This window comes from Streptomyces sp. NPDC059456, assembly GCF_042750055.1.
Taxonomy (GTDB): domain Bacteria; phylum Actinomycetota; class Actinomycetes; order Streptomycetales; family Streptomycetaceae; genus Streptomyces.
In genome coordinates this window covers 1-12,030 of sequence record NZ_JBHYVA010000216.1, presented here as the reverse complement: position 1 = coordinate 12,030, position 12,030 = coordinate 1, and the positions used below count along the sequence as shown (strand labels likewise).

Below are 12,030 nucleotides of genomic sequence, written 5' to 3'. Positions count from 1 at the left end.
GCGGGGGGGGTGGGGGTCCCCCCCCCCCCCCCCACCCCATCCACCCCCCGCGGCCGGCCCCCTCGCCCCGGCGGCCGCACCGGGCCCCTCAGCGGTCCCGGTCGTAGGTGTGGAACCCGCGGCCCGTCTTGCGGCCCAGCAGCCCGGCCTGCACCATCCGCGAGAGCAGCGGGGGCGGGGCGTAGAGGGGTTCCTTGAACTCGTCGTAGAGGGACTCCGCGATGGCCGCGACCGTGTCGAGTCCGATGAGGTCGGCCAGTTTCAGCGGACCCATCGGATGGGCGCAGCCCAGTTCCATGCCGGCGTCGACGTCGGCCGCGGTGGCGAAGCCGGACTCGGCCATCCGGATCGCCGACAGCAGGTAGGGGACGAGGAGGGCGTTGACGACGAAGCCGGACCGGTCCTGCGACCGGATCGCCGTCTTGCCCAGGGCCCCGCGCACGAAGTCCTCCACCGTTTCCACGGTCTCGCGGGAGGTGTGCAGCGAGGAGACGACCTCCACCAGCGGCAGGACGGGGACGGGGTTGAAGAAGTGCAGTCCCACGACCCGGTCGGCGCGGGCGGTGGCCATGCCCAGGCGCATGACGGGGAGGGAGGACGTGTTGGTGGCGAGGATCGCCGCCGGGTCGGCGAGGATCTTGTCGAGTGCCGCGAAGGTCCCGGTCTTCACGTCCGCGTCCTCGGTCACGGCTTCGACGACGAGCTGCCGGTCGGCGAGGTCCTCCAGGCTGCCCGTGAAGACGAGCCGGGTCAGGGCGTCCTCGGCGGAGATCCGGTCCAGTTTGCCGCGCTGGACGGCGCGTTCGAGGGATGCGGCGACCCGTTCGCGTGCCGCGCGGGCGGCGGTGGCGCCGGCTTCGCAGACGACGGTGTCCAGTCCGGCGCGGGCGCAGACCTCGGCGATGCCGGCGCCCATCTGCCCGCCGCCGACGACCCCCACCCGGCGGATGCCGGCGCTCACGACTGCACCTGCGTACGGCGGACCAGGTGGCGGGTGTAGGCGTCGGGGGTGAAGAAGGCCGGCAGCTCACGTTGCAGCGCGACCCGGTCCAGTACGGCTCTGGCCTCCTCGACGAGCGCGCCGGGCTGCTCCGCCGCGAACGCCGTGCACTCCTCGTCGATCACGGCGCGGAGCTCCGTGCGGTCGATCGACCGGTGCCGCAGCCACTGCCACAGCTGGACCCGGGCGATCTCCGCGGTCGCCGCGTCCTCCATCAGCCCGTACAGGGCGACGGCGCCGTGGCCGCGCAGCCAGGCGTCGAAGTAGCGCAGGGCGACGGCCACGTTGGCGCGGACGCCCGCGGCCGTGGGCGGCGCGCTGGTGCGGCGGACGGCGAGGAGGTCGGCGGCGGTGACGGCGACGTCGTCGCGGGTGCGGTCGAGCTGGTGGGGCCGCTCGCCGAGGACGCCGTCGAAGACCTCGCGGCAGACGGGGACGAGTGCCGGGTGGGCGACCCAGGAGCCGTCGAAGCCGCCTTCGGCCTCGCGTTCCTTGTCCAGGCGGACCTTGGCCAGGGCGGCCGTGTTGGCCTCGGGGTCCTTCGACGGTACGTGGGCGGCCATGCCGCCGATGGCGTGGGCGCCGCGCCGGTGACAGGTGCGGACGAGGAGTTCGGCGTACGCGCGCATGAAGGGGGCCGTCATGGTGACCTGGGCGCGGTCGGGCAGCTGGAAGTCGGTGCGGTGGCCGAAGGTCTTGATGATGCTGAACAGGTAGTCCCAGCGGCCCGCATTGAGCCCGGCGCTGTGTTCGCGCAGTGCGTGGAGGATCTCCTCCATCTCGAACGCCGCGGTGACGGTCTCGATCAGGACGGTGGCCCGGACGGTGCCCCGCGCAATGCCGAGGAGTTCCTGGGCGAGGACGAAGACGTCGTTCCAGAGCCGGGCTTCGCCGGCGTTCTCCAGTTTCGGCAGGTAGAAGTACGGTCCGTGGCCGGCGTCGATCTGCCGCTGCGCGCAGTGGAAGAAGTACAGCCCGAAGTCCGCCAGCGACGCGGACACGGGCCGGCCGTCCACCTCCAGGTGCTCCTCCGGCAGGTGCCAGCCGCGGGGGCGGACCACGATCGTCGCCAGGTCCTCTCCGAGGCGGTACTCCTTGCCTTCCGGCGTGGTGAAGTCGATGCGCCGCTCGATGGCGTCGAGCAGGTTCAGCTGGCCGCCGATCACGTTCTCCCAGGTGGGCGCGGTGGCGTCCTCGAAGTCCGCCATCCACACCCGGGCACCGGAGTTGAGGGCGTTGACCGTCATGCGGCGGTCCGGCGGGCCGGTGATCTCGACGCGGCGGTCGGTCAGTCCGGGCGCGGGCGGGGCCACGCGCCAGTCGGGGTCCGCCCGGACGGCGGACGTCGTCACCGAGAAGTCCAGCGGCGTCCCGGAGACGAGGCGGTCCCTGCGGCGCAGCCGCTCCTTGAGGAGGTCCTGGCGGCGGTCGGCGAAGGCCGCGTCGAGCCGGCCGATGAAGTCGAGCGCCTCCGGCGTGAGGATCTCGTCGTGGCGCTCGCCCGGTGCCGCGAGGACCCGGACCCGGTGCGTGGTGGCGGTGGTGGACATGCGGTCTCCTGACGAGGGTGGAGCGGGAGCCGGGCGGAGACGGCCGTCCGGCTCCCGGCGGTCGCGGCCCGTCGCCCGGAGGCGGGCCGGTGGGCGCGGGCCGGTGAGCGCGGGCCCGGGGGTGCCTCCCGGCGCCGGCCGGGGGGGAACACGGCCCGCAGGGCAGGTTCTAGTGGAACTGCTCTTCCTCGGTGGAGCCGGCGAGCGCGGTGGTGGAGGAGGCGGGGTTGACGGCGGTGGAGACGAGGTCGAAGTAGCCGGTGCCGACCTCGCGCTGGTGCCTGACGGCGGTGAAGCCCTGGGCCTGGGCCGCGAACTCCCGCTCCTGGAGGTCGACGTAGGCGGTCATGCCGTGCTCGGCGTAGCCGCGGGCGAGGTCGAACATGCCGTGGTTGAGGGAGTGGAAGCCGGCCAGGGTGATGAACTGGAAGCGGTAACCCATGGCGCCCAGCTCCCGCTGGAACTTGGCGATCTGGTCGTCGTCCAGGGCTGCCTTCCAGTTGAAGGACGGCGAGCAGTTGTAGGCCAGCATCTGGTCCGGGTACCGCGCGTGGACCGCCTCGGCGAACTCGCGGGCCTGGGCCAGGTCCGGGGTGCCCGTCTCCACCCAGATGAGGTCGGCGTACGGGGCGTAGGCGAGGCCGCGGGCGATGACGGGTGCCATTCCGTTCTGCACCCGGTAGAAGCCCTCGGCGGTGCGCTCGCCGGTGGTGAACTGCGCGTCGCGCTCGTCGACGTCGCTGGTCAGCAGGTTCGCGGCGAGGGCGTCGGTACGGGCGATGATCAGGGTCGGGGTGTCCGCGATGTCGGCGGCGAGCCGGGCGGCGTTGAGGGTGCGGATGTGCTGGGAGGTGGGGACGAGGACCTTGCCGCCGAGGTGGCCGCACTTCTTCTCGGAGGCCAGCTGGTCCTCGTAGTGGATGCCGGCCGCACCGGCCGCGATCATCGCCTTCGTCAGCTCGAAGGCGTTCAGCGGTCCGCCGAAGCCGGCCTCGGCGTCGGCCACGATCGGCGCCAGCCAGTCGACGGTGTCCGAGCCGCCCTCGGCGGTGGCGATCTGGTCGGCGCGCAGCAGCGCGTTGTTGATCCGGCGGACGACCTGGGGAACGGAGTTGACCGGGTAGAGGGACTGGTCGGGGTAGGTGTGCCCGGCCTGGTTGGCGTCGGCCGCGACCTGCCAGCCCGAGAGGTAGATCGCCTGGAGTCCCGCCCGGACCTGCTGGACGGCCTGGCCGCCGGTCAGGGCGCCGAGGGCGTGGACGTAGTCCTGTTCGTGGAGCTGTCGCCACAGTCGCTCGGCGCCGCGCCGGGCCAGGGTGTGCTCCTCGCGGACGCTGCCGGAGAGCCGGACCACGTCCTCGGCCGAGTAGGTGCGCTCGATGCCCGCCCAGCGCGGGTCCGTGGCCCAGCGCCGTTCGAGCTGCTGGGCCGCCGCCGTGGTCGCCTTCGCTTCTGCCATGACCGTCACCGTCTCCATGAGTCGCTTGACCTGCCAACACGTCCGCCGGTCCCGGCAGGAGGTTGGCACTGTGTGCCTTGATCGAGGGTTGCGGCCGCCGGCCCGCTGCGGGGCGGAGCTGAGCAACGATGCAGGACGGCCGAGTCAGAACTGCCGGGATCTCCGACGTCAGGGCATGAATCGTGCCCCGGTTCGCTGTCTCGGCCGCCGGGGTCCGGCGGGCCGCAGAACAGACTCTGACAGCGGCACGCAGTGCCATCAACGGGGTACGTCTGCCAATTTCTGCGAATCTTCCGCGGCATATTTGCCAAGGTTGCGAAGGTTGGCACCGGCCGGATCGCGCATACCCTGAAGCCCGGACGTGGGGGGAAGGAGCGACCGGTGAGCAAGACGTACGCGGGAGCGCGGCTGAGGCGGCTGCGCGAGGAGCGCCGGATGAGCCAGGCCGAGCTGGCCAGGGTCCTGGGCATCTCCCCCAGCTATCTGAACCAGATGGAGCACGACTCGCGCCCGCTGACCGTGCCGGTCCTGCTGCGGCTGACCGAGGCGTTCGGAGTCGACCCCGGGTTCTTCTCCGAGCGCGACACGAGCCGGCTGGTCGCCGACCTCCGCGAGGCCTTGGCCAACGAGGTCGCCGAGGCCCGCGTGTCCCCGTCGGACCTGGCGGAGCTGGCCGCCCGGATGCCCGCCGTCGCCTCGGTCCTGCTCGACCTGGGCCGGCGCAGCCAGGTCCTCGCCGAGCGGCTCGCGGACACGGCCGACGGCCGGGACGCCGGCCCGGGCGCGCCGCGCTCGCCGCGCTCGCCGCACGAGGAGATCCGCGAGTTCTTCTACCGGCGCCGGAACTACCTCCACGACACCGACCTCGCCGCCGAGGACCTCGCCCGGGAGATCGGCATCCGCCCCGGCGACGTCATCCGTGCGCTGACCCGCCGGCTCGCCGAGGGGCACGGGATCCGCGTCGCGGCGGACTGCGACCGGCTGCACCGCTACGACGCGGCCTCGCGGGTGCTGCACCTGTCGAACCGGCTCCGGCCCGGCCAGCAGGCGTTCCGCATGGCCACCCAGCTCGCCCTGCTGGAGTACGGCGACGCACTGGACCGGCTGGCCGCCGAGGACTTCGAGGCGGGCTCCCCGGCCCATTCCCTGGCCCGGATCGGCGTGGCGAACTACTTCGCCGCCGCGCTGATCCTCCCGTACGGCGCCTTCCACACGGCCGCGGAGGAGTTCCGCTACGACATCGAGCGGCTCACGGACCATTTCGGCATCGGCTACGAGACCGTGTGCCACCGCCTGAGCACGCTGCAACGTCCCAGGCTGCGCGGAGTTCCCTTCTCCTTCGTCCGCGTCGACCGCGCCGGGAACATGTCCAAGCGGCAATCCGCCACCGGCTTCCACTTCTCCCGCGCCGGCGGCACCTGCCCGCTGTGGAACGTGTACGAGGCCTTCGCCTCGCCCGGCCGCATCCACGTCCAGGTGGCCGCCATGCCCGACGGGCAGCGCCACCTGTGGACCGCCCGTGCGGTCACCCGCCACCGGGGCGGCTGGGGCGAGCCCGGCAAGACCTTCGCCATCGGCCTCGGCTGCGAGGTGCGGCACGCCTCCCGGCTCGTGTACGCGGACGGCCTCGACCTGGACAACACCGCCGCGGCGACACCCATCGGCATGGGCTGCCGCCTCTGCGAACGCCTCGACTGCCCCCAGCGCGCCGTCCCGCCGCTCGGCCGCGCCCTGGCCGTCGACGAGAACAGCAGCACCTTCATCCCGTACCCCGTCGAGGGCACCTCCGGCTCCCGGGTCCGCTAGGGCGCACCGAGGAGCCGGGGCTGCCGTACCGCCCGGCCCCGGGGCCGGGCGTGCTCAGCCGTGGGTGAAGTGCGGCGGGCGCTTGTCGACGAACGCGGACATGCCCTCCTTCTGGTCGGCGGTGGCGAACACGGCGTGGAACAGGCGGCGTTCGAAGCGGACGCCTTCGGTGAGGGTGGTCTCGAAGGCCCGGTTCACGGCTTCCTTGGCCATCATCGCGACCGGCTTGGACATGTCGGCGACCGTCGCGGCCACGGCGAGGGCCTCGGCGAGCAGTTCGTCCGCGGGCACGATCCGGGAGACCAGCCCGGCGCGCTCGGCCTCGGCGGCGTCCATGGTGCGGCCCGTCAGGCACAGCTCCATGGCCTTCGCCTTGCCCACGGCGCGGGTGAGCCGCTGGGAGCCACCGATGCCCGGGATGACGCCCAGCTTGATCTCGGGCTGACCGAACGTCGCCGTGTCGGCGGCGAGCAGGATGTCGCAGAGCATGGCCAGTTCACAGCCGCCCCCGAGGGCGTAGCCGGAGACCGCCGCCAGGGTGGGGGTGCGGACCTGGCCCAGACGGTCCCATGCCGTGAACCAGTCGGAGAGGTACATGTCCGTGTAGCTCTGCGGGCGCATCTCCTTGATGTCCGCGCCCGCCGCGAAGGCCTTCGGGGACCCCGTGAGGACGATGCAGCCGACGTCCGGGTCCCGGTCCAGCTGCTCCGCGGCGGACACGACCTCGGTCATGACCCGCAGGTTGAGCGCGTTGAGGGCCTCGGGCCGGTCGAGGGTGAGGACGGCGACCCGGCCCTTGCGTTCCAGCAGGATGGTCTCGTACGTCATGCGGAGGTTCCGTTCTGGTGTGGTCCGCCGGGGCGGAGGGTGCGGACGATCGCCGAGAAGTCGAGGTCAGCGCCCTCCCCTTCGGCGAAAGCGGCGTACAGCTCGGCGGCCTTGAGGCCCAGCGGCGCCCGCACCCCGCCGGCGCGCAGGGCGTTGGCGGCGAGTCCGAGGTCCTTGGCCATCAGCGGGGCGGCGAAGCCGGGGCGGTACGCGCGGTTGGCGGGGCTGTCCGGGACCGGCCCGGGGACCGGGCAGTTGACGGTGAGGGCCCAGCACTGGCCGGAGGCGGTGGAGGCCACGTCGTAGAGGGCCTGGTGGTCGAGTCCGAGGCTCTCGGCGAGGACGAAGGCCTCGCTGACGCCGATCATCGACACGGCGAGGATCATGTTGTTGCAGATCTTGGCGGCCTGGCCGGCGCCCGCCGCCCCGCAGTGCACCGCCTTGCGGCCCATGGCGTCGAGCAACGGCTCGGCGGCGGCGAACTCCGCCGCCCCGCCTCCCGCCATGAAGGTGAGCGTGGCCGCCTCGGCGCCCACCACCCCGCCCGACACGGGGGCGTCCAGGGCGCGGTGGCCGGCGGCGACGACCGCGTCGTGGGCGCTCCGGGCGTCGGCCACGTCGATGGTGGAGCAGTCGATGAACAGGGTGCCGGGCCGGGCGGCGGCCAGCAGGCCCTGTTCGCGGTAGAGGGCGAGGACGTGGCGGCCGGCCGGCAGCATGGTGATCACCACGTCGGCTTCCGCGGCGGCCCCGGCCGCCGAGGCCGCGGGCTCGACCCCGGTGGCTGCGGCGCCGGCCAGCAGGCCGGGCACGAGGTCGAAGCCGAGGACGCGGTGGCCGGCCTTGACGAGGTTGCCGGCCATCGGGGCGCCCATGTGGCCGAGGCCGATGAATGCGACGGTGCTGCTCACCAGACGACCTCCTGGGACGGGGCGGTCGCGCCGAGCCGGAGCTCGTGCGCGTCGAGCGGGGCGAAGAACCGGTCCACGTCCGCGGCGGTGACGTCCGCCAGCGCGGCCGGCGACCAGTGCGGATCACGGTCCTTGTCGATGACCTGGGCGCGGATGCCCTCCACCAGGTCGGGCGAGGACAGGGCCGCGCAAGAGACGCGGTACTCCTGCTCCAGCACCCGTTCCAGCGGTCCGAGCCGGCGGGCCCGGCGCAGCGCGGCCAGGGTGACCTTGAGCGCCGTGGGGGACTTCGACAGCAGGGTGTCCGCCGCGTCCTCGGCGGCGGGGACGCCTGACGCCGACAGCCGCGCGACGATCTCCTCGGCGGTGTCGGCGGCGTAGCAGTGGTCGATCCACGCGCGCGCGGAGCCGAGAGCGCCGGCCGGCGGCTGCTGCACGTACCGCTCGAGCACGGTGTGCACCGGGTCGGCGGCCAGGTCCCGGGCGAGCGCGGGCAGGGCCGCCGCGGGGACGAAGTGGTCGGCGAGCCCGCACAGCAGCGCGTCGGCGGCGCCGACGGGGGCGCCCGTGAGCGCCAGGTGGGTGCCGAGTTCGCCGGGGGCGAGGGCGAGGAGGTAGGTCCCGCCGACATCGGGGACGAAGCCGATGCCGGTCTCGGGCATGGCGACGCAGGAGCGTTCGGTGACGATCCGGACGCTGCCGTGGGCCGAGACGCCGACGCCGCCGCCCATCACGATGCCGTCCATGAGGGCCACGTACGGCTTCGGGTAGCGGGCGATCAGCGCGTTGAGCCGGTACTCGTCGCGCCAGAAGCCCTCGGACGCGTCGCCCCCAGCCTTGGCGTCGTCGTGGATCGCGCGGATGTCCCCGCCCGCGCACAGTCCCCGTTCACCGGCGCCCTCGATGACGACCAGCTCGACCGCGGGGTCGAGTGACCACGCCGAGAGCGCCTTCTCGATGCGGAGCACCATGGGGTGGCTGAGGGCGTTGAGTGCCGTGGGGCGGTTGAGCGTGATGTACGCGGCGTGGCCGTCGGTGCGCAGGAGGACGTGGTCGTGTTCCGCGGGGGTTGCGTGGGACGGGTTGGTCATCGCAGGGTCTCCGTGAGTCCGCGCGCGACGATGACGCGCATGACCTCGTTCGTGCCTTCCAGGATCTGATGGACCCGCAGGTCGCGGACGATCTTCTCGATGCCGTAGTCGCTGAGGTAGCCGTAGCCGCCGTGGAGCTGGAGCGCGGCGTCGGCCACCGCGTACCCGGTGTCGGTGGCGAACCGCTTGGCCATCGCGCACAGGCGCGGAGCCAGCGGATCCCCGGCGTCCAGGGCCTCGGCGGCCTGCCGGACCAGGGCGCGGGCGGCGGCGAGTTCCGTGGCCATGTCGGCCAGCCGGAACTGGAGCGCCTGCGCGTCCAGGAGACGGCTGCCGAAGGCCCGGCGGTCGGCCAGGTGGGACAGCGAGCGGTCCAGTGCGCTCTGCGCGCCCCCGAGGGAGCAGGCCGCGATGCCGAGACGGCCGCCGTTGAGGCCGTTCATGGCGATGCGGAAGCCGTCCCCCTCGACGCCGAGCAGCCGGTCCGCGGGGATGCGGACGCGGTCGAGGACGACCTGGCGGGTGGGCTGGGCGTTCCATCCCATCTTCCGCTCGTTGGGCCCGAAGGAGACGCCCGGGTCCTCGCGTTCGACGACGAAGGCCGAGATCCCGCCCGGTCCGGGTTCGCCGGTCCGGGCCATGACCACGTAGAGGCCCGCGGCTCCGGCGCCGGAGATGAACTGCTTGACGCCGGTCAACTCGTAGTGACTGCCGTGCCGTTCGGCGCGGGTGCGCAGTGCGGCGGCGTCGGATCCGGCGCCGGGCTCGGTCAGGCAGTAGCTGCCGAGGGTGGCTGCGGTGCACAAGTCCGGGAGCCAGCGGCTTCGCTGGGCGTCGCTGCCGTAGCGGTCGATCATCCAGGCGACCATGTTGTGGATGGAGAGGTATCCGGCGATGGACGGGCAGCCGGTGGCGAGGGTCTCGAAGACGAGGACGCCGTCGCTGCGGCCGAGTCCCGAACCCCCGTGCTCTTCGGCGACGTACACGCCGCCCAGACCGAGGGCGGCGGCCCGGCGGATGACGTCGACGGGGAAGTGCCTGTCCTGGTCCCAGGTCACGGCGTGGGGGGCGATCTGTTCCTGGGCGAAGTCGAGGGTGACCTCGGCGAGGGCCAGTTGATCGGGGGTGAGCGTGGTGGTCACGGCTCTCATCCCATCGTCGGGATGGTGAAGCTCGCGCTCTCCTTGGCCCCCGAGGGCCAGCGCGAGGTGACGGTCTTGGTGCGGGTGTGGAAGCGGATCGAGTCGGGCCCGTGCTGGTTGAGGTCGCCGAAGCCGGACCGCTTCCAGCCGCCGAAGGTGTGGTAGGCCACGGGCACGGGGATCGGCACGTTGACACCGACCATGCCGGCACCCACCCGGCGGGTGAAGTCGCGTGCGGTGTCCCCGTCACGCGTGAAGATCGCGACGCCGTTTCCGTACGGGTGCTCGGTCGGCAGGCGCAGGGCCTCCTCGTAGTCGGCGGCCCGTACGACGGACAGCACCGGGCCGAAGATCTCCTCGCGGTGGATCCGCATCTGCGGGGTGACCCGGTCGAAGAGGGTGGGGCCGGCGAAGTAGCCGTTCTCGTGGCCCGGCAGGGTGAACCCCCGTCCGTCGACGACGAGTTCGGCGCCCTCGGTGGCCCCGATGCCGATGTAGCGGTTGACGCGGTCGAGTGCGTCGCGGCTGACGAGCGGCCCGAAGTCGGCCTCGGGGTCGTCGGAGCGGCCGACGCGCAGGGCGGCGATCCGCTCCGTCAACCTGGCCACGAGGGCGTTCGCGGTCTCCTCCCCGACGGGGACGGCGACGGCGATGGCCATGCAGCGCTCGCCCGCCGAGCCGTAGCCGGCGCCGATCAGCGCTTCCACGGCCTGGTCGAGGTCGGCGTCGGGCATGACGATCATGTGGTTCTTGGCCCCGCCGAAGCACTGGGCGCGCTTGCCGTGGGCGGCGGCGGTGGCGTAGATGTGCGCGGCGATCGGGGTGGAGCCGACGAAGCCGAGGGCCTGGACGCGGGGGTCTTCGAGCAGGGTGTCGACCGCCTCCTTGCCGCCGTTGACCACGTTGAGGACGCCGGGCGGCAGACCGGCCTCCAGGAACAGTTCGGCGAGCCGCAGCGGTACGGAAGGGTTCCGCTCGGAGGGCTTCAGGATGAAGGAGTTTCCGCAGGCCAGGGCGGGGGCGGCCTGCCACAGGGGGATCATCGCGGGGAAGTTGAAGGGGGTGATCCCGGCGACCACGCCCAGCGGGGAGCGCAGTGAGTGCACGTCGATCCCGGTGCCCGCGTTGTCGGTGAACTCGCCCTTCAGCAGGTGCGGGACACCGGCGGCGAACTCGACCACCTCCAGGCCGCGTTGCAGATCACCGTGGGCGTCGGCGATCGTCTTGCCGTGCTCGGAGGACAACAGGCGGGCCAGCGCGTCGCGTTCGCCCTCGACAAGCTGGAGGAAGCGCAGCATGACGCGGGCCCGCCGCTGCGGGTTCCACTGCGCCCATTCCCGCTGCGCCGCGTCGGCGTCGGCGATCGCCGCCTCGGTGTCGGCGCGCCCGGCCAGGGGGACCCTGGCCTGTACCGCGCCGGTGTTGGGGTCGTACACGTCGGCGAAGAGACCGGACGTGCCGGTGGTGTGCTTTCCGCCGATGAAGTGGGTGAGTTCGCGGACCATCGATGCCTGCTCTCGTCAGGTGAGATCCGAGGAAGGGCGCGGCGCGGTGGCGGGAGGGCACCGATCGGGGTGCGCACCGCTGCTCCGGCCGCGGGACAGGGGAAGGCGCGGAGGCCTCCGTCGAGTCACGAACGCGGGGACGAAGCCTCGCCGTTCGGGTACTCCGCTGGTTCACCAGGGCCGTGGTCACGTACCGGTGCCATGCGTGTCTGCTCCATCCTCGTGGACAACACGGAACACCCCACGGCCGGTATCCTGGCTCCCGGATCAGCGCGCGTTCTCCGGCCTTCCCGGCGGATGGATTCCGTCAGTGGCCTGATCTGCTGGAGAACACGCTCCCCGGTCACAGTGGCGGGACCGCGCCGGATTCACACCGGCTTCCCTGCACCGCGGGCTTGTCACGAACATATAGTTGGACGTCCTAGTAAGTCCACCCCCCACTCCGTGTCCCGAGCCGGGCTCCAGGCACGTGCCTTCCGGAGCGGGGCCGTCGCACCGTACGATGCGTGCGGCTCCGCCCCCTGCGGCGGGGCCCACAACCGAATGCACGCACGACTGGGGGAAGCCGGTGGGATTCCGGCGCTGACCTGCAACCGTGAACGGGGCTGACCGCGCCGTGAGTCGGAGTACCCGGGGTGCGATGCGTACCGCTTCCCACTGTCATGGTCTGCAGCGCGAAGCCCCCAGCCCGGGCCGGCTCCCCCTGCCCGTTTCCCCCGGGAGACGGGCAGGGGGCTG

Annotated in this window: 9 protein-coding genes and 2 riboswitches; of the genes, 1 reads left to right on the top strand and 8 read right to left on the bottom strand. The window is 72.7% G+C overall.

Annotation, left to right across the window (positions count from 1 at the left end):
- Nucleotides 1-88: 88 nt before the first annotated feature.
- From ACFXA3_RS20155 to aceA, 3 genes are all read right to left on the bottom strand, one after another.
- Complete coding sequence (locus tag ACFXA3_RS20155; RefSeq protein WP_385188501.1) at nucleotides 89-961, bottom strand: 3-hydroxybutyryl-CoA dehydrogenase; 873 nt, start codon at nucleotides 959-961, stop codon at nucleotides 89-91.
- On the bottom strand, nucleotides 958-2,550 hold the full coding sequence (aceB, locus tag ACFXA3_RS20150; protein WP_385188500.1) for a malate synthase A: 1,593 nt from the start codon (nucleotides 2,548-2,550) through the stop codon (nucleotides 958-960). Before aceB ends, ACFXA3_RS20155 begins: the two co-directional genes overlap by 4 nt.
- A gap of 169 nt (nucleotides 2,551-2,719) precedes the next feature.
- Nucleotides 2,720-4,009: an isocitrate lyase gene (aceA, locus tag ACFXA3_RS20145; RefSeq protein ID WP_385188499.1), complete on the bottom strand. Its 1,290-nt coding sequence runs from the start codon at nucleotides 4,007-4,009 to the stop codon at nucleotides 2,720-2,722.
- Nucleotides 4,010-4,390: 381 nt separating this feature from the next.
- On the opposite strand from aceA, the gene ACFXA3_RS20140 reads away from it, so the two are divergent.
- Nucleotides 4,391-5,815 (top strand): short-chain fatty acyl-CoA regulator family protein, encoded by a 1,425-nt coding sequence (locus tag ACFXA3_RS20140; RefSeq protein WP_385188498.1) that lies wholly within the window; start codon nucleotides 4,391-4,393, stop codon nucleotides 5,813-5,815.
- 54 nt (nucleotides 5,816-5,869) lie between these two features.
- On the opposite strand, the gene ACFXA3_RS20135 is transcribed toward ACFXA3_RS20140, so the two are convergent.
- The 5 genes from ACFXA3_RS20135 to ACFXA3_RS20115 are packed head-to-tail and all read right to left on the bottom strand — an operon-like array spanning nucleotide 5,870 to nucleotide 11,292.
- On the bottom strand, nucleotides 5,870-6,643 hold the full coding sequence (locus ACFXA3_RS20135) for an enoyl-CoA hydratase (protein ID WP_385188496.1): 774 nt from the start codon (nucleotides 6,641-6,643) through the stop codon (nucleotides 5,870-5,872).
- Entirely contained in the window at nucleotides 6,640-7,554 is a 915-nt protein-coding gene (mmsB, locus tag ACFXA3_RS20130) for a 3-hydroxyisobutyrate dehydrogenase (RefSeq protein ID WP_385188494.1), read from the bottom strand. The genes ACFXA3_RS20135 and mmsB overlap by 4 nt, the downstream gene beginning before the upstream one ends.
- Nucleotides 7,551-8,645 carry an enoyl-CoA hydratase/isomerase family protein gene (locus ACFXA3_RS20125; protein ID WP_385188492.1) on the bottom strand — a complete coding sequence of 365 codons (1,095 nt, stop codon included), beginning with the start codon at nucleotides 8,643-8,645 and terminating at the stop codon, nucleotides 7,551-7,553. The genes mmsB and ACFXA3_RS20125 overlap by 4 nt, the downstream gene beginning before the upstream one ends.
- The gene (locus tag ACFXA3_RS20120; protein ID WP_385188490.1) at nucleotides 8,642-9,796 is read right to left on the bottom strand and encodes an acyl-CoA dehydrogenase family protein; all 1,155 of its coding nucleotides are present in this window, start codon (nucleotides 9,794-9,796) and stop codon (nucleotides 8,642-8,644) included. Before ACFXA3_RS20120 ends, ACFXA3_RS20125 begins: the two co-directional genes overlap by 4 nt.
- Nucleotides 9,793-11,292, bottom strand: a complete 1,500-nt coding sequence (locus ACFXA3_RS20115; RefSeq protein WP_385188488.1) for a CoA-acylating methylmalonate-semialdehyde dehydrogenase — start codon at nucleotides 11,290-11,292, stop codon at nucleotides 9,793-9,795. Before ACFXA3_RS20115 ends, ACFXA3_RS20120 begins: the two co-directional genes overlap by 4 nt.
- Before the next feature lie 227 nt (nucleotides 11,293-11,519).
- Nucleotides 11,520-11,699: riboswitch (cobalamin riboswitch) on the bottom strand.
- 151 nt (nucleotides 11,700-11,850) lie between these two features.
- A riboswitch (cobalamin riboswitch) is annotated at nucleotides 11,851-11,924 on the top strand.
- Nucleotides 11,925-12,030 lie beyond the last annotated feature (106 nt).